Origin of the sequence: Marinobacter sp. MDS2, assembly GCF_030718085.1 — a bacterium.
Classification (GTDB): domain Bacteria; phylum Pseudomonadota; class Gammaproteobacteria; order Pseudomonadales; family Oleiphilaceae; genus Marinobacter.
In genome coordinates, this window is the sequence record NZ_JAVAJF010000001.1 from 1,383,675 (window position 1) to 1,400,844 (window position 17,170).

The 17,170-nt window shown below is 57.1% G+C and carries 21 protein-coding genes; 13 read left to right on the top strand and 8 right to left on the bottom strand.

Going from position 1 to position 17,170, the window contains the following annotated elements; translation table 11 throughout:
- Positions 1-15 precede the first annotated feature (15 nt).
- Positions 16-1,383 (bottom strand): WS/DGAT domain-containing protein, encoded by a 1,368-nt coding sequence (locus Q9245_RS06580; protein ID WP_305896378.1) that lies wholly within the window; start codon positions 1,381-1,383, stop codon positions 16-18.
- A 331-nt stretch (positions 1,384-1,714) separates the two neighbouring features.
- Between Q9245_RS06580 and Q9245_RS06585 the strand changes: the two genes are divergently transcribed.
- Entirely contained in the window at positions 1,715-2,638 is a 924-nt protein-coding gene (locus Q9245_RS06585; protein ID WP_305896379.1) for an alpha/beta hydrolase, read from the top strand.
- Between the two features lie 84 nt (positions 2,639-2,722).
- Entirely contained in the window at positions 2,723-3,472 is a 750-nt protein-coding gene (locus Q9245_RS06590) for a hypothetical protein (protein WP_305896380.1), read from the top strand.
- Between the two features lie 6 nt (positions 3,473-3,478).
- Here Q9245_RS06590 and Q9245_RS06595 read toward each other — a convergent pair whose 3' ends face one another.
- A complete protein-coding gene (locus tag Q9245_RS06595) occupies positions 3,479-3,757 on the bottom strand; it encodes a polyhydroxyalkanoic acid system family protein (RefSeq protein ID WP_305896381.1) in 279 nt (92 codons plus the stop codon).
- Between the two features lie 116 nt (positions 3,758-3,873).
- On the opposite strand from Q9245_RS06595, the gene ubiE reads away from it, so the two are divergent.
- The 10 genes from ubiE to Q9245_RS06645 all read left to right on the top strand — a co-directional run bounded on the left by ubiE (position 3,874) and on the right by Q9245_RS06645 (position 10,460).
- Complete coding sequence (gene ubiE / locus Q9245_RS06600; RefSeq protein ID WP_305896382.1) at positions 3,874-4,656, top strand: bifunctional demethylmenaquinone methyltransferase/2-methoxy-6-polyprenyl-1,4-benzoquinol methylase UbiE; 783 nt, start codon at positions 3,874-3,876, stop codon at positions 4,654-4,656.
- Entirely contained in the window at positions 4,656-5,297 is a 642-nt protein-coding gene (locus tag Q9245_RS06605) for an SCP2 domain-containing protein (protein ID WP_305896383.1), read from the top strand. The genes ubiE and Q9245_RS06605 overlap by 1 nt, the downstream gene beginning before the upstream one ends.
- Positions 5,294-6,937: a ubiquinone biosynthesis regulatory protein kinase UbiB gene (gene ubiB / locus Q9245_RS06610; RefSeq protein WP_305896384.1), complete on the top strand. Its 1,644-nt coding sequence runs from the start codon at positions 5,294-5,296 to the stop codon at positions 6,935-6,937. Before Q9245_RS06605 ends, ubiB begins: the two co-directional genes overlap by 4 nt.
- A 32-nt stretch (positions 6,938-6,969) precedes the next feature.
- Entirely contained in the window at positions 6,970-7,434 is a 465-nt protein-coding gene (locus tag Q9245_RS06615) for a DUF1643 domain-containing protein (RefSeq protein WP_305896385.1), read from the top strand.
- Between the two features lie 61 nt (positions 7,435-7,495).
- Positions 7,496-7,912 carry a phosphoribosyl-AMP cyclohydrolase gene (gene hisI, locus Q9245_RS06620; protein WP_305896386.1) on the top strand — a complete coding sequence of 139 codons (417 nt, stop codon included), beginning with the start codon at positions 7,496-7,498 and terminating at the stop codon, positions 7,910-7,912.
- Positions 7,913-7,924: 12 nt separating this feature from the next.
- Positions 7,925-8,254, top strand: coding sequence for a phosphoribosyl-ATP diphosphatase (locus Q9245_RS06625; protein ID WP_305896387.1), 330 nt, complete (start codon positions 7,925-7,927; stop codon positions 8,252-8,254).
- A gap of 85 nt (positions 8,255-8,339) precedes the next feature.
- Positions 8,340-8,567: a Sec-independent protein translocase subunit TatA gene (gene tatA, locus Q9245_RS06630; protein ID WP_305896388.1), complete on the top strand. Its 228-nt coding sequence runs from the start codon at positions 8,340-8,342 to the stop codon at positions 8,565-8,567.
- 11 nt (positions 8,568-8,578) lie between these two features.
- Positions 8,579-8,974, top strand: a complete 396-nt coding sequence (tatB, locus tag Q9245_RS06635; protein WP_305896389.1) for a Sec-independent protein translocase protein TatB — start codon at positions 8,579-8,581, stop codon at positions 8,972-8,974.
- The gene (gene tatC, locus Q9245_RS06640) at positions 8,971-9,744 is read left to right on the top strand and encodes a twin-arginine translocase subunit TatC (protein WP_305896390.1); all 774 of its coding nucleotides are present in this window, start codon (positions 8,971-8,973) and stop codon (positions 9,742-9,744) included. Before tatB ends, tatC begins: the two co-directional genes overlap by 4 nt.
- Positions 9,741-10,460 carry a 16S rRNA (uracil(1498)-N(3))-methyltransferase gene (locus tag Q9245_RS06645; RefSeq protein WP_305896391.1) on the top strand — a complete coding sequence of 240 codons (720 nt, stop codon included), beginning with the start codon at positions 9,741-9,743 and terminating at the stop codon, positions 10,458-10,460. Before tatC ends, Q9245_RS06645 begins: the two co-directional genes overlap by 4 nt.
- Here Q9245_RS06645 and Q9245_RS06650 read toward each other — a convergent pair.
- The 5 genes from Q9245_RS06650 to Q9245_RS06670 form a co-directional block, all read right to left on the bottom strand.
- The gene (locus Q9245_RS06650) at positions 10,457-11,371 is read right to left on the bottom strand and encodes a DUF808 domain-containing protein (protein WP_305896392.1); all 915 of its coding nucleotides are present in this window, start codon (positions 11,369-11,371) and stop codon (positions 10,457-10,459) included. The two genes, Q9245_RS06645 and Q9245_RS06650, sit on opposite strands and share 4 nt — an antisense overlap.
- 68 nt (positions 11,372-11,439) lie before the next feature.
- Positions 11,440-12,663, bottom strand: a complete 1,224-nt coding sequence (locus Q9245_RS06655; protein WP_305896393.1) for an FAD-dependent monooxygenase — start codon at positions 12,661-12,663, stop codon at positions 11,440-11,442.
- The gene (gene ubiH, locus Q9245_RS06660; RefSeq protein WP_305897186.1) at positions 12,653-13,924 is read right to left on the bottom strand and encodes a 2-octaprenyl-6-methoxyphenyl hydroxylase; all 1,272 of its coding nucleotides are present in this window, start codon (positions 13,922-13,924) and stop codon (positions 12,653-12,655) included. The genes Q9245_RS06655 and ubiH overlap by 11 nt, the downstream gene beginning before the upstream one ends.
- Before the next feature lie 19 nt (positions 13,925-13,943).
- Positions 13,944-15,263 carry a Xaa-Pro aminopeptidase gene (pepP, locus tag Q9245_RS06665; RefSeq protein ID WP_305896394.1) on the bottom strand — a complete coding sequence of 440 codons (1,320 nt, stop codon included), beginning with the start codon at positions 15,261-15,263 and terminating at the stop codon, positions 13,944-13,946.
- Between the two features lie 12 nt (positions 15,264-15,275).
- Positions 15,276-15,875, bottom strand: coding sequence for a UPF0149 family protein (locus Q9245_RS06670; protein WP_305896395.1), 600 nt, complete (start codon positions 15,873-15,875; stop codon positions 15,276-15,278).
- A 183-nt stretch (positions 15,876-16,058) separates the two neighbouring features.
- Here Q9245_RS06670 and Q9245_RS06675 point away from each other — a divergent pair, with 183 nt between their 5' ends.
- Positions 16,059-16,607 carry a DUF2796 domain-containing protein gene (locus tag Q9245_RS06675; RefSeq protein ID WP_305896396.1) on the top strand — a complete coding sequence of 183 codons (549 nt, stop codon included), beginning with the start codon at positions 16,059-16,061 and terminating at the stop codon, positions 16,605-16,607.
- A gap of 2 nt (positions 16,608-16,609) precedes the next feature.
- Here the strand turns inward: Q9245_RS06675 and Q9245_RS06680 are convergent, their stop codons facing one another.
- A complete protein-coding gene (locus tag Q9245_RS06680) occupies positions 16,610-17,125 on the bottom strand; it encodes a DUF3299 domain-containing protein (protein ID WP_305896397.1) in 516 nt (171 codons plus the stop codon).
- Positions 17,126-17,170 lie beyond the last annotated feature (45 nt).

Below are 17,170 nucleotides of genomic sequence, written 5' to 3' on the forward strand. Positions count from 1 at the left end.
ACTTTGGAAGTACGACTACGTGGAAAGACCACCCGGGAACTGGTCCAGTTCAGACAGGCAGTCATCAAGAAACTCATGAGGGTTGGCCAAAATGGCCTCGTCTGCCACGACACCAAACTGCACCTGACCGGCGTAGCTGACGATACTCACACCCAACCCGATATCGCCGGCCTGGGGCACCCAAAACATCTGCTCTTTAATCGCGCAACCGGCGAGGTATCGAGTTTCAGGCGTGCCGTGGACGTTGGATACCACGGCAGACGCTTTACGAAAAAACAAATCCGCCAGAGGTTTTCTTCCAACTTCCGGCAATAACGGTGCGCAAGCCGTTAGCCCCCAGGCGAGGCCCGGTTGAATGCTTTTTTTGAGCTTTCGGGTTTCATGCTTCACGCGGAACAAGCGCTCCAGCGCGCTCTCCCCGTCCACCGGCAAAGGTACGAAGACTGTACCAAAGCAATTACCGAGTTCACCGTCCTCCGGTTTGATGCCTTTGGGCATCTGAACGCGAATATCCACAGGCACCGCCGCATGCATCACCGCATCGTTCAGTTGTTCCGGCGTCAAGCCAAGCTTGGGGCGAACAGCGGCAGCCACACAGGCCAATAACACATCGTTAATGGTGGTATGGGTGCTTTTCGCGATCTTTCGGAAGCGTTCCAATTCAACCGGTGCCGACCAACTGCAGCTTCGACGTCCAAGCAGCGGTTGTTTAAGGTCCGACGGGGTTTCTTCTTCCTCGATCAGAAATTCACTGATCTTATGCACCAAACGTGCACCACTCTGTACCGCCTTGCCCACCTGTTTTTGCGCCGAGCCAGAACTCCCACTCGAACGGGGTGCAGCTGTAGCACCTAGCTGAGCCAGCATCGAACCCAGCCACTGCTGTGCGGTTTCCGTCCATTGACCAAGCTTTGGCACTTCCGGAGCGCCGTATAGGGCCGGGTATTGTCGAGGTGAAGATGGACACAACTGGTCGAAGACACCTAAAAGTGACAGGCCATCGGCGTAACAATGATGAATCCGCAACAACAGCGCTGCCCCACCCTCGGCGTTGGGCGCGAGCCAGAACTTCCAAAGCGGGCGATACAGCGGCACAGGATCATTCAAACGGGCCGACACCCAGTGTTTTAACTGAGTCTGATTAAATCGATCCTGCACAATATCCAGATGACGAGCAGGGTTGAAGGTGGGATCTTCCTGCCAATACCAAGTGGGAGCTCGCCACACAGGGCGGTATCGAAAACGCTCCCAAGCTACCCAATAAACACTCAGAAACTCCCGAAAGCGGGCTGCCGTAAGGCCTTCAACCCGAAGCATGACCGTGATGGTCATGGGGTTGTCTGGCTGCTCCAAAGCCAGCCAGGCCGAATCCGAAGGCAGCATTAAATGCGATTGCTCTTGGCTCAAACCTGAAGTTCCCCGATGGCTGTCTTATTATTGCGAGCTCTGCATTGTGCCAGAGTCAGGGTACCGTCTCCATATTCTAACCACCTCACACAATTACAAAAAGTTACGTTACTCTATGGTTTCGCTCTATACTGGACATATCGCTTAGTGCGATTGTTGTACAAACGACAAGCAAACACTCGCTTGGCCCAAATTCTTCATTTGTGTGGGCAGACGGGCAATTCCACACATAGAGCATTCGAGCTACAACTGGAACACAAGCTACGAATAATCCAATAACAAGTAGCTGTGCCGGGAGAAACAAACTATGAAAGCCAGTCACATTCGCAAGCTGATTAAACCGATCGATATCGCATACTCCGAGATGTTCTCGGGCCACGTCTACCGAGTCGGCAAAGGTGCGGTTTCCACCCGCAACCACAGCAGCACCGCAGAGCACACCGTTATCGGCGTGCACGGCTTTCTGGAAAATCATTGTTACTTCACGCAAACCTATGATGCGCCCACCACCGAGCTCATTCTGCTTACCTGCAGCAATTACCACATTCCAGTTAACGGTGTGACACCCGAGCAGGCAGAATGGGAAGTCCCCATCAAGTTTCTCGAAGGCACCATCGACTACGATGCCTGCATTCTGAACCAGGCTCTGCAAAATCTACCCACAACCCGAAACATTCGCCTGCACGGGCACTCCCGCGGCGGCGCCGTGATTCTGGAAGCGATTCGCCAGCGGCCCGAACTTTACGAGGATGTTGAAGTTGTTCTGGAAGCGCCGGTTCTGCCTCAAGGCAAGCTACACGCGTTGGTGACAACGCTGCTGGAACCTGTCAGCCATGGCATGTGGCCCTGGATCATCCGGTTAATCAACAGCGCTCCGCAATCGGCTTACGGGCAGACCTTTTTTGGCAAGATGAACCCGCGTAAACGCCAGCTGCTGGGCAAACTGTTCTGTGCCACGAAAGATCACCTGACCATTGTGCGTAACATTGAAGACATCATGGAATGGATGGATCGTACAGACTGCTCGGTGTATCAGCACATCCGTTACGGTACCTTCCTGATTCCGGCCACCGACCGCATCCTCGACCGCACCGCTATGCTGGCCAGCGCCAAAACCAGCCCGACCACCATGCGCATTGTCGAAACCGCGGCCCCCAGCCACTTCGTCACCCTCGACAGCGTTGAGTGGCTGCCTGACTTCGAGCCGTTTCCCAACACGGCCCAAGGCTGAACTATAGCCGCATGCCGCGGGTGCACCCGTGGCACGGCTTCGCTAAACTGAGCGTTTTCAAGTTCAGCTTAGTGGAGCTCTGGCATGTATCGTGACCGCCTGATCACAACCGAAGTGCATACGGAAAATGCGCGCAGGCTTAAACGCTTACTGCTCGAATACCACGATTTCCGTCAGCTCAAATTCAGCCATCCGCTGCAAGACGACACCCTCAAGCTCGCGGATTGGCAAGCCGAACGTCTGAAAACCACCCACTTGGATCTGTACCAACACCCGGGCTACCACAACGGGCTGGAATTCCTGCTGTCTGACCTGTACGCACCGGCCGGCATGACCCGGCGCGATGACAACGTAGACCGGATTTTTCCGAAGATGGTGAAGTGGCTGCCCGATCACCTGCTCGCTACTTTCGCCGGGTTGGTGGAACTGAACCTGGTCACCCAAAGCCTCGATCTGGAGCTCGCCGAGTGGTTTCACCAGAATGGCCGGGGCACCGCGAACATAAGTGCGCACGACTGGTGTGAAGGCTACCGCGCCAGCGACCAGCTGCCGATTCGCAAACGCCAGCTGGAATTGGTCTCGATCACCGGCCAGCAGATGGACCGCTATGTGCGTAACCGGAGCTTGGGCTGGTTGCTGTCGATGACCCGGGGGGCTGCGGAAAGAGCCGAGCTGGCCGACCTGCACGGCTTTATTCACCGTGGCTACACGGCGTTCCGGAAAATGGACAAGGTCGATGTGCTGATCGAGCGATTGATCAGCCGGGAACAACGGGTGATGGATAATATACTGGCAGGCCACCCGGAGCCCTTTTCGCTGTCGGATGACCTGTAATCAGGCTTAGGCCTTGGTGATCTGGTCCAGCTGAGCGTGAATTTCCTGCTCGATGCGGGATTTAAAGGGCCGGAGCATCAGCCCCAACTCCAGATGAATATGCAGATCAGATTCCGCGATGTTGAGCTGGCCTTTCACGCCACTGCGCTTGAACTTCAGCTGATCGCCTTCCCACAGATAGTTCACATCAAATTTCTGCGACAGATCTTTGGCCAGAGTTTCAGCCGCATTGCGGGCGTGTTCTTTGTCCAGTTCGTGAGCACGGTGGATATCGATAACAGACATGAATCAGTTTTCTCAGCTATTTGGAAACGGTTTTACAGTGTAAGCCGGTAATAAACTTGTAGCCAACACCTCAACCGTTAGAATACAGCATTCAGATTCTGACAGGACAATCTCCCATGAGCGAGCAACAAACGCCAGGCACCCCCGGCGACAGCCAGGACGAAGTGACCCATTTCGGTTTCCGGAACGTGCCGAAGAGCCAGAAAGCAAGCCAGGTGGCCGAGGTTTTCCACAGCGTCGCGGGCAAGTACGACCTCATGAACGACTTGATGTCTATGGGCATCCACCGCTTGTGGAAACGCTTCACCATTGAGCTGAGCGGTGTTCGCCCCGGCCATCAGGTGCTCGACATTGCCGGCGGCACCGGCGACCTGACCATGAAGTTCTCCGATTTGGTCGGGCCATCCGGCAAAGTGGTTCTGGCCGATATTAACGCGTCCATGCTGCAAGTGGGCCGCAGCCGCCTGACCGATCGTGGCTACGCCGGCAACATCGAGTACGTTCAGGCCGATGCCGAGCATCTGCCGTTCCCGGACAACAGCTTCAACGCCGTATCCATCGCCTTCGGCCTGCGCAACGTCACCGACAAAGATCAGGCCTTGCGCGACATGACCCGCGCCCTGAAGCCCGGCGGCAAATTGATGGTGCTGGAATTCTCCAAGCCCACCAACCCGCTGCTGAGCAAAGCTTACGACACATACTCCTTCAGCGCTCTGCCGCTAATGGGCCAGTTATTTGCCGGCGACAGCGAAAGCTACAAGTATCTGGCGGAGTCCATCCGCATGCATCCGGATCAGGATACTCTGAAGGGCATGATGGAAGACGCCGGCCTGGTGAACTGCAAGTACTACAACATGACCGGCGGCATTGTCGCACTGCACGTAGGAATCAAGCCCTGATGTTCCCGGGCCCCACGCTGTTGTCTGCGGCCAGCGCCATTGTCGAGACGGCCTTAAGCCGGGCGTTGGCACTGGACCCCAGCGGTCGTGATGCGTTGTTGAGGGCTTTGGCCGGGCCCGTGCAATTCAACATCACCGCCCCGTTCGCCACCAGCTGGACCTTGGCCCGGGTTGGTGACCAAGTGCAGGTGCGCAGCCAATCGGATGACCAAGCCGTGCTCAGCATTTCCGGCAAACCGGTAGCTTTTGCAGCCCTGGCACTGGGCGACGATCGGGTATTCGCAGACGAGCGGCTTCAAGTGGCCGGTGACACCGCTCTGGCGCATCAACTGCAACGCGCTCTGGACCAGCTTCAACCCGATTGGGAAGCCGCTTTGGCCCGACACATTGGCGACGTGCCGGCGCACCTTCTGGGCAAAAGCATCCGCAACGCGGTGCAGTGGAGCCGAAACGCGTTCCACACCATGAACGCCAACGTTGAAGAATACCTCCACGAAGAAAGCCGCGCTCTGCCCGGGCGCCGTGAACTGGAAGCCACGTTTCAGGACATCGACGAGCTCAACTTGCGCGCCGAACGTCTCGAGGCCCGCCTGAACCAACTGGAAATGTCTGGTAGCGATACCAATACGGAGAACCTGTGACACGCCTGCAACGCCTGTTCCGAATTGCCTGGGTATTTTGCCGCTACCGGCTCGACACTTTTCTGCCCTTGGCGGAGCTGCCTGCGCCTCTGAAAATCTTCTTTCTACTGGCCCCCTGGCACCTGTTTCCGCAACCCAAGCTGAGCCGCGGCGATCGTTTGCGCCTGGCGCTGGAAGAATTGGGGCCCGTATTTGTCAAATTCGGCCAAATCCTTTCTACCCGGCGTGACCTGCTGCCGGATGACATGGCCGCATCCCTGAAACAGCTGCAGGACCGAGTGCCCCCGTTCCCCAGTGACCAGGCCCGGAGCATCATCGAAAGCTCGCTCGGAGCCCCGGTGTCGGAACTCTTTGCCGAATTCGGTCCAGATCCCATGGCCTCCGCCTCGGTGGCACAGGTACACCCGGCAACCTTACGCAACGGCCAGAAAGTGGTGGTCAAAGTGCTTCGACCGGGCATCGAAAAGGTCATTCGTCAGGACCTGGCGCTGATGTACATGATGGCCGGCTTGCTGGAAAAGTACTGGTCCGAAGGCAAGCGCCTGCACCCGGTCGAGGTAGTTGCCGATTACGACGCCACCATCCACGACGAACTGGACCTGCAGCGGGAAGCCGCCAACGCCAGCCAGTTGCGCCGCAACTTTGAGAATTCACCGCTGATCTACATCCCGTTTATTGATTGGGACTACACCAGTAAATCCGTACTGGTGATGGAACGCATCCACGGCATCCCCATCGCCGATGTCGAATCTCTGAAAGCCGCCGGCGTGAACATGAAAGTGCTGGCCGAAAAGGGTGTGGAAATTTTCTTTACCCAGGTATTCCGTGACAGCTTTTTCCACGCCGACATGCACCCGGGCAACATTTTCGTCGACGTATCCAACCCGTCGGATCCGAAATACATCGCCATCGACTTCGGCATCGTCGGCACTCTGGCGCCGGACGACCAGAGTTATCTGGCCCGTAACCTGCTCGCCTTTTTCCGCCGCGACTACCGGCAGGTTGCCCAGCTGCACATCCAGTCCGGCTGGGTACCGCCGGAAACCCGCATTAACGAATTCGAAGCGGCGATTCGCACCGTGTGCGAACCTATTTTTGAAAAGCCGCTCAAAGACATCTCGTTCGGGCATTTTCTGCTGCGCTTGTTCCAGACCGCTCGGCGCTTCGATATGGAAGTCCAGCCCCAGCTGGTTCTGCTGCAAAAAACCCTGCTCAACGTCGAGGGGCTTGGTCGCCAACTGTATCCGGATCTTGATCTGTGGAGCACCGCACAGCCGTTTCTGGAAAACTGGATGCGTAAGCGCATCGGCCCGTCAGGCCTGATTAAATCCTTGCAGACACACTTACCGTCCTGGCTGGAGCAATCGCCGGAAATGCCGCAGCTGGTTCACGATGCGTTACTGCAACTGCGAAGCGCCGGCCCGACCGAGCAACAGAATCAGGATACTTTGGCGTTGCTGCGCGAACAGCAGCGCAAAACCGACCGCCGCTGGCGCCGGGGCATCATCGCGCTGGCACTGGTAGGTGTTGCCATCGCCGGAACCCAGCCGGGCGCGACCGAATGGGCGCAGAATGTGCCGCTGTGGTCGTGGGCGCTGTTTGCCGGCGCGGGTGCGCTGGTGCTTCGGGGTAGCCGTTAATCATGACCATCACCGTCAACCGCTGAGCCGACATGGATACCCAAACCCATTTTTCGCCCTGTGGACGCTACCGTTATGCCCTCAGCCGGATCTGGGAGGCCGGCAAGCCGAGCGTCATGGTTATCGGCCTGAACCCTTCACTAACCGACGACAACCCCACTATTACCCGCTGCACCAATTTCGCTAAAAGCTGGGGCTTTGGCGGTGTTCACGTCACCAACCTGTTCGCCTTTCGCGCCGCCACGCCCGACGAGCTGATCGTGGCCCCGGCACCCGTCGGCGATGAAAACGACAACTGGTTGACTCACCTGGCAAAGTCATCGAAATTAACGGTTGCAGCCTGGGGAAATTACGGCAGTCACAAGGGGCGCTCGGAAGAGGTTAAACGCCTGTTACCTGACCTTCACTGTATCCGAATGAATAAATCAGGCGAACCGGCCCACCCTCTGTACTTGAAGGCCAGTCTTATGCCTGTAAAACTACCTGTGCAAGCTTGATGATGCGGGTTGAATCTCATGCCCTTCGCCCTTGCACCTACCCTGTTCAGGATTCATCGAAATGAAAGATTTAGCGAATAATCTAAGCAGCTCCAGCTGGTTAGACGACATCCTCTGGACCGAAGACGGCCTGGTACCGGCCATTGCCCAGGACGCCGAAACCGGAGACATCCTGATGATGGCCTGGATGAACCGTGAATCCCTTCAGCTCACAGTTGAAGAAGGTCAGGCCGTTTACTGGTCGCGTTCCCGTGGCAAGCTCTGGCGCAAGGGCGAAAGCTCTGGACATCAACAGGTCCTGAAAGACATTCGCCTGGACTGCGATGCTGACGTGATCTTGCTGAAAGTGGAGCAAAAGGGCGGTATTGCCTGTCATACTGGGCGCAGAAGCTGTTTTTACCGGACCCTGAAAGATGGCGAATGGATCAGTGCCGAACCGGTACTGAAAGACCCCGACGCGATTTATGGCAGTAACTGAGGAGCTAACCCCGTGAGTGATGTACTGGAACGCCTGGCAGAGGTCCTTGAGGCCCGCAAAGAAGCGGCCCCCGACACCTCCTACGTCGCCAGCCTGCACGCCAAAGGCCTGAACAAGATACTGGAAAAGGTCGGAGAAGAGTGCACCGAAACCTTGCTGGCCGCGAAAGACGCAGAACACTCCGGAGATACTCAGGATGTGATCTACGAAACTGCCGACCTGTGGTTTCACACCATGGTGATGCTGTCTCGCCTCGGCCTGAGCCCAAAAGACGTGACTGATGAATTGGCGCGCAGGTTTGATCTGTCCGGCTTGGAAGAAAAAGCATCAAGACAACCCTAAGGGGATACCTCCAAGGAGAATTTCCGCCCCAGGTTGTGATTGACGTACAATGTGACTAACAGAACCAATAGAACGAGGAACCCTCATGGGTATCAGTATCTGGCAACTTCTCATCGTACTCGGCATTGTTATCTTGCTGTTCGGAACCAAGAAACTTCGCAACATTGGCACCGATCTCGGTGGCGCCATTCGCGGTTTCAAGAAATCCATGAATGACGAAGACGAGAAAAAAGACGAATCAGACACCTTGGAAAGCCAAAAGGCCGAACAAGCTCAGGCTGACGCGAAAACTCAGGAAAAGCAAAAGAGCTGAGCGCCAACTGAATGTTCGATATTGGCTTTGTTGAGCTTCTTATTTGCGGCATCATCGCACTGCTCGTCCTTGGCCCGGAGCGGTTGCCTTCTGCCGCCCGGACAGCGGGCCGATGGGTCGGCGGTGCGCGCCGCATGGTTCGGCAGTTCACCTCAGAGCTTGACCGCGAACTGAAAGCGGAAGAGCTGCGGGAGCAGCTTCGCAAAGCCGGTGATGTGGGGCTGGAAGACGTCGAGAAAACCGTCAAAGGCGCACTGGACGAAGCCAAAAAGTACGAACACATGATTTTGCCGGAGAACCGTCCGGGAAAGGCCAAACCCGCGCCGTCTGAAAGCGCCATTTCGAGCAACCAGCCTGGCAGCAACACAGACCAAACCTCAGGGAATTCGTCGGAAAACCGTTCATGAGTTCATCCCCCGAAGGCCATCAAGCGCCAGAAATGCCGCTCATCGAGCACTTGCTTGAGCTGCGTAACCGGTTACTGAAAATGGTATTGGCCGTCATCATCTGCTTTGCGGTGATTTACCCGTTTGCCAACGACCTGTACCTGCTGCTGTCTCAGCCATTGCGTGACCTGCTGCCGGAAGGCCAGATGATGATCGCCACCGACATCACCTCGCCCTTTTTCGCGCCGCTGAAGCTGGCTTTGGTCTTGGCGGTGTTTGCCGCCATCCCGGTCATCCTCTACCAGCTTTGGAGCTTTGTCGCGCCGGGGCTTTACGCCCACGAAAAACGCTTGGCATTTCCGCTGCTCTTTACCTCCGTCGTGCTGTTTTACGGCGGCGCCACCTTCGCCTATTTCGTGGTATTCCCACTGGTTTTCGGCTTCTTTACCGCCATCGGCCCGGAAGGCATCATTGAGCTGCCCGATATTGCCAGCTACCTGAATTTCATCCTGAAGATGTTCTTCGCGTTTGGCGTGGCCTTTGAAATCCCCATTGCCACGGTACTGTTGATCCTCACCGGCGCAACCACGCCGAAAGACCTGGCAGCCAAACGGCCCTATGTGGTGGTGGCCTGTTTCATCATTGGCATGCTGCTGACACCACCCGACATCATTTCCCAGACCTTGTTGGCGGTCCCCATGTGGATCCTGTTCGAGTTCGGCATCTTGTTCGGTCGCTTGGCCTATAAAGAACGACAAGACACCGAAGAGGAAGAACTGGGCAGCCAATGAATCTGGCCTTACTGTTTGACGAAGATTTCATCGATTCGGATCGCGTACGATTACGCGGCCGCCGCTTTGATCATCTGAAAACCGTACTTAAAGCCGGAGCAGGCCACAAACTGCCTGTGGGCCGCGTGAACGGTGCTATGGGTTATGGCGAGGTAGTTCATCTCACGGACTCGGAAGCCGAGCTACAGGTCTGTCTGGAGCACCCTGCGCCCGCGCCTTTGCCGCTGACCCTGATTCTTGCCATGCCCCGCCCCAAGATGTTCCGGCGCACGCTGCAAACCTGCGCCTCGCTGGGCGTGAAAGACATCTGGCTGATCAACAGCTACAAGGTCGAGAAAAGCTTCTGGCAAACGCCCTGGCTGTCTGAGGACAATCTGCGCGACAACCTGACTCTGGGGCTGGAACAATCCAAAGACACTCTGATGCCGCAGGTACACATTCGCAAGCTGTTCAAACCGTTTGTAGAAGACGAATTACCTGCGCTATTGGCCGGCAAACGGGCACTGGTTGCCCACCCGGGCACCGCCATTCCCTGCCCGACGCACCTGAACGAGCCCGCGGCAATTTGCATCGGCCCCGAAGGCGGCTTTACCGATTACGAAGTCAGAAAGCTGGAGGAAGCGGGCTGCCAAAGCGTGCACCTTGGCCCCCGGATTCTTCGAGTGGAAACGGCTGTTCCGGTGTTGGTCAGCCGACTGTTCGACGCCTGCCTCTAGGCATTCCGTTTCTGCCAGAAATTGATCACAGGCGTCAGAACCAGCAACAGAATGGCGCCAGCCAGCAACCCGAAAAGACCATCCCCCAGGGTTGATACCAACACACTGCCGGCGCCGCCCAAGCCGTCCGCAACGCCCTTGATGACTTGGGCAACAGCGGGAATGCCGTGCGTAAGAATACCGCCACCAACGAGAAACATGGCGATGGTGCCAACAATCGACAGGGTTTTCATCATGTAGGGGGCCAGCCAGAGGATGCCGTCACCCAAACGTTTAAGCGGTACCGGCTCCAACTGACTCAGATACAGGCCGCCGTCATCCAGCTTGACGATCCCGGCCACCAGTCCGTACACCACTACCGTTACCATAACCGCGACAATCGAAAGCACGGCGAACTGCATCTGGATACTCTGGATTGCGACAATACCCAAAGTGATGGCAATGATCTCGGCAGAGAGGATGAAGTCGGTCCGAATTGCCCCTTTGATTTTATCCTTTTCCAGCTCTTTCAGATCGACTTCCGGTCTTTTCAAAGCTTCATGCAGGTTCTTTTTATGAGCCTCGTTTTCTTCTCTGTGCAGAAATTTGTGCGCGAGCTTTTCGGCGCCTTCAAAGCACAAGAAGGCGCCGCCCAGCATCAATAAAGGGGTCACCAGCCAAGGCAGAAAAAAGGAAATGGCCAAAGCCGCTGGCACCAAGATGCACTTATTGAGCAGCGAACCTTTGGCAACCGCCCACACTACCGGCAGTTCCCGGGCAGGCTTTACACCGGTGACCTGCTGGGCATTAAGCGCCAGGTCGTCCCCGAGCACACCTGCCGTTTTCTTGGTGGCGGCTTTGGTCATCAAAGCGACATCGTCCAGTACAGTGGCGATGTCATCGAGAAGGGTGAGAAGGCTGGCGCCTGCCATAAACAATTCCTTTGTCTGCTGGGGTCGTATTCAGTCAGGAAAAGTTTACGGAATAGTCTGTGGCAACGCTACCCGTCAATGCCCATGGCTTCGGCAGCAATTCGATTCTTTAGCGGTGCCAGCTTATCGAACCAGCGCATACCGGCATTACGTAGCCATCGGACCGGCAATTCATCCCGGGCAAAGAGCTGCTTGAAACCCTCCATCGCCGCCATCATCGTAAGATTCTCGCCCTTGCGACGGCGTTGGTAACGGGCCAGAACCAGATCATCGCCCGGGTTCAGGCCCAGTTCCTTCGCCCGGCCCAGCTCGTCCAGCAAAACCCGGACATCACCGTAACCGAGATTTGCGCCCTGCCCCGCCAATGGATGAATGGTATGGGCCGCATCGCCCACCAATGCCAGACCGTCGGTGACGTAATCTTTGGCGTGGCGCTGACGTAGAGGGAAGGAAAATCGTTTGGAAACCTCCCATACCTCACCGAGTTCACGTTCAATCGCCGCTTCGAGCTCTTGCCGGAAACTATCGTCATCGAGCGCCATCAGCCGACGCGCTTCAGCGGTGTCCTGTGACCAGACGAACGAACAGAAATGCTCGTCGCCGGCTTCGTTATTTAACGGCAAGAACGCCAGTGGCCCGGCGGGGGTAAAGCTTTGCCACGCAGTGAAGCGATGCGACTGACTGGTGCGCACCGTGCCCACAATGGCATGCTGGTCGTAATCCCATTCCCGGGTAGCCAGGCCACTCCACTGGCGCAGGCGAGACATAGCACCATCCGCACCAACCACCAGATCAGCGGCTAGCAGGCGACCGTCTTCCAGCTGAACACCCTCACCGCGCACCCAGCCTTGCACCCGCACGCCGTCAATTAGAGCAACGTCGCTCTCAACCAGGGATTCAAACAGGCCACGGACTATGTTCCGGTTTTCCACAATCGTGCCTAATGTGCGAGCATGGAGTTCAGCAGCATCAAAATGCACGCGACCCGTGCCGTCGCCGTCCCACACGATCATTTCCCGGTAGCCGCAATGCCGCCCCGCCTGCACGCGAGGCCAGGCTCCTAATTTCTGCAGTAAGCGTTCACTGGCCGGCGAAATCGCGCTGACTCTTGGCTCGAAGCTTTCAACGTCGGTCGCAGGTGACAGTTGATCGAGCAAATGCTCAACCGGCGCACCTTCCACCAGTCCTACCTGCCAGCCTTGCCGGGACAGCCCCAGCGCCAGTGCCGAGCCAATCATGCCCCCACCGACCACCAATATGTCGAAGCGCTGCACCCCGGACTCATGACTCATGACGAACGGCCTCCTGATCGGCTTTAACGGACGGAATTGCCGCTTTGCGCCCACCTGTACCCATGGCTTTACGGGCAAACCAGCGTTTGGCGACGGGCACCAGATCCAGCCCCATCAACCCGGCATCGCGAGCAAGCGCCAAAGGTGGCAGGGATTGTCCGAACACCCGAATCAGCGAATCCGAGAACTGCACGGTTTGCTGCCAGTCCTGACGGTGCCTTTGCTGGTATTCGTTCAGCACCGACAACGAGCCAATCGATACGCCGTTATCCGTCGCCACGCGAAACTGCTCCACCAACGCCATCAAACCCCGCAAGGCAAGGTTGAAGCCCTGCCCGGCCACCGGGTGCAGAGCGTGGGCGGCATTGCCGACCAGAACCACGCCCGGGCGAACCGCTTCGTCCACGGTGGTCAGCTTCAAGGGGTAGTGATTGCATTGGCCGATGCGCGTGATGCGCCCCAAACGCCAACCGAAGCGGTCTTGCAGAGAGCGGCATTTTTCTTCATCGGTTTGCTCAAGCAAGGCGTCCAGTTCTTCGTCGCCCAGCGTCCAGACCAGCGCAGAGTCGTGTCCGGCGCGGGTCGGTGAGCCCTGAGGCAGCATGGCCATGGGGCCAGACTGGGTGAAACGCTCAAAAGCCGTGAACTGGTGAGCCTCGCTGGTAGTGACGTTCGCAATCAACGCATTCTGGCCGTAATCCACCGTGCGCGGCTGAAAGCCCAGCTTTTCCCGCAAGCCGGAACGGCCGCCATCGGCCACCACCAAACATTGGCCGTTCAACTCCTGCAATTCGCCGTCTTTGCGAATACTGACTCGCACGCCTTGATTGAGCGGGGTCATATCGACCACCTCAGCCGGCGCTTCCCAGCGGATATCGGCCGCCAGCAGGGCCCGCATCAGGCACAAGCCCATCCAACGATTGTCCGCCACATAACCGAGCGCTTCCTGCTGATGATCTTTGGCGTGCAGGCGAGTCGCCCCGAATCGGCCACGATCCGAAACATGAATGTGCTGTATAGGCGTGGCGTGTTCGGCCAGCGCGGACCACAGCCCAAGCTCCTCAAAAATAACCCGGGAACCCCAGGCCAGTGCCGTTGAACGGGCATCGTAACTGGGTTGGTAATCCTCCGGTAGCGCGTCTGGCGACAGCGGAAAGCTCTCGACCACGGTCACCCGAAGTTCCGGCACCACGCGCGCCACGGCCAGCGCTAAAGTTGCGCCAGCCAGGCCGCCGCCGGCGATGATCAAATCGGCATCCATTCGGGTGTCGGTCACTGGGTCAGCCCGCCATCAACGCTTCAATATCGGCGACGGTTTTCGGCACACCATCGGTCAATACCCGGCAACCGTCTTTGGTGACTACCACATCATCTTCAATGCGAATACCGATGCCACGCCATTTTTCATCAACGCTGGTGTTGTCCGGCGCAATGTACAGGCCCGGCTCCACCGTGAGCGCCATACCGGGCTCCAGCTGGCGCCAGGCATCACCCACCTTGTAATCACCCACATCATGAACATCCAGCCCCAGCCAGTGGCCGGTCCGGTGCATGAAAAACGGCTTGTAGGCTTCTGCGGAAATCGCATCGTCCACATTACCCGACAACAAGCCCAGATCGATCAGCCCTTGGGTCAGCACTTTCAGCGCGGCTTCGTGGGAGTGGTTCCAGTGATTGCCGGGGCGAACCGCATCGATGGCCGCGTACTGAGCGTCCAACACCACCTCGTACAGAGCCTTCTGTTCCGGGCTGAACTTACCGCTGACCGGGAAGGTGCGGGTAATGTCCGAGGCGTAGCAATCGAGCTCGCAACCGGCATCAATCAACACCAAATCGCCCTCGTTCAAAGGCGCGCTGTTCTCGATGTAATGCAATATACAGCCGTTTGCGCCACCACCAACAATGGACGGATACGCCGTTGAGCGGGCACCGTGGTCCATAAAGGTACGAATCAGTTCCGCTTCAAGGTTGTACTCATAGCCGCCCTTACGCGCCCGCTTCATGGCATTGCAGTGAGCTTCGGCACTGATTTCAGCGGCCTTGGCCATCACTTTGATTTCACCGGCGCTTTTGTACAGACGCAGGTCGTGCAGCAGGTGTTCAAGAGCGACAAATTCTCCGGGGGGATGAGCGCCCGCGCGGACTTTGCTGCGAATGACTTTGACCCAATCCATCACCCGGGTATCGAAGGCATCGTCTTTGCCCAGCGGGTAATAAACCCGGCTTCGACCTTCGATCATGCCCGGCAAGATGTCATCAATGTCGGCAATCGGGAAGGCATCATCCAGGCCATAATGCTCGATGGCTCCGTCAGGGCCGACCAGAAAGCCGTCCCAAAGCTCTTTCTCGGGGTTTCGTTCTTTACAAAACAACACCGCTTCGCCGTGCTCCCGGCCCGGGATCAGGGCCAACACCGCCTCCGGTTCGCCAAAGCCGGTCAGGTACTGAAAATCACTGTCCTGGCGGAATGGATGCAGCACGTCCCGATTTCGGACCCGCTCCGGCGCCGCCGGCAAGATCGCAATGCTGTCCGGCGCCATCAGCCCCATCAGTTTGCGACGGCGCTCAGCGAATTCTTTGGTCGAAATCGATACAGCCATGATGTCTCCTGCTCAGTGCAAAGTTGGCGCGTTGCCTGCGGGTTTCTCAGGCTCGTTAAATTCGGTGAATACGGTCAAAGCGCCCAGCCGAACATACTCGGTGATCTCCAGCAGCTGCTGTTCACTTTCTTCATCGGATTCTTCTTCGTCAGACAGCTGGCTGATCGCGACCAGATCTTCTATCAGCTCACGGATTTCATCCGGTGCCTGCCCCAGAGAGGCACCGGCCGCCAGCGCCATGCCTTCCAGAAAACCGCGAACCCAAGACACCAGAGCTTCGAGTCGCTGTTCGATCGCGTAATCGTCGTCTGGCAGCAACGGCTGGAAGCTCATGTCCGAAGACTGCAACTGAGCCAGCGTTTTGGCGTAAGCGCCGTTCATGAAGGGCGCAAGTTCTTCGGATTCATCCAAAGCCTGTTCCGCCAGGCCCATGTGGTCACAGACCATAGCCAACCATTCCGGCTCAGGGATGCGAGTGCCTGCCGACAATTGACCACACAATACGCCGTGCAACTCGGACGGATGACTGAAGGCCTTATGGGCGGTGAATACATTGGCCCATTGCTCGAACTCTGCGGCTCGGGCGGCAGCGGTGGTATCGGTTTCAGACATGAAACAGCAGCTTCCTGTATCGGGGGAGCTCGCCTGCCCAGGCAGACAACTCCGGTAATATTTAGGGCTATATCCTAGCATTCCACGGCACGTGTGGCACGGTCAGCGCTCCCCGGGGCTTGCTTTTCTGTCAGCCCAAGATGACAATGTTATAACATATCGAAAAGCAGCAAAGGGTATACGATGAAATTTCACTCTTCCCTAGCCTTCGCCGGCATTCTGGCGCTGGGCCTTCACTCAGCTCCGACCCTCGCCCAACAGAACCTTCAGGCACACCAGCACGGACTGGCCGAGCTACAAGTGGCGATTTCAGACCAACAAATCGACGTGCTATTGCTAACGCCCGCGTACAACCTGGTTGGTTTCGAGCACCCGCCACGCTCTGGCGAGCAGCACCAAACGGTGAAGTCGGCAGTCGCCTGGCTTGAGCGTACAGCGCTTGTGAACACGGGCAAGCAACAATGTTCACCCGTGCAATCGGACGTACAGACCAGCTGGAACGATGAACACGCCGAGCACCATGATCATCACAACGAAAGCGCAGGCCACAGCGATATAGAAATCACCCAGCGCCTGCACTGCGCCGGGCTATCTGCGGCAACAGAACTGGAAACCGGGCTATTCGATCGATTCCCGGGCCTGGAACAGCTCAATGCGCAATGGGTCGGCAAGAAAGGCCAGAACGGTGCCCGCCTGACGCCTGGCAAGCATCGTTTCCAGATCGCCCCCTAAGTTCACTCGGTGTAGGGTTCGACGGCGCTGGCCTTGATTGAATAAGAGGAGGCGCCAATTGCGTTCTCGGTTTTTTCGATGGTCAGCTGGCCCTCAATCCATACTGGATCGTACAGCGCCTGCAACGTGAACCCTTCCGGGTATTTCACGTGAATAATCTGATTCGGTGGTGGCGGTGGCACGTGAATGCACGCACCGTAATAGGGGACCAGAAAGAATTCGAGAATCCGCATATCTTTAGTGGTTTTCAGCGGTACCACAAAACCGGGAATCCGACCCTCCACGTTGGCCATTTCGGGCACCACCCGGCCGGTCATGATTTCATCCGGAAGCAAAGCCGGGCCGTCCCCCTCGTGCTCTACTTCCGGCATGTTTTCGAGCAAAGCGAGGTCTTCTGCGGGCATCAATTCGAGCCAATCGATTTCTCTGGGCTCTGCTTCAACAAAGCCGGAAACCAAAACGAGGACCAACAGTCCAAGGCTCGCAATCGTTGCTCGAGCATTTAACGTCAACACCATGAAACTCAGCTCCATTTGGGGTATACCAGACGATTGCGGCCATCA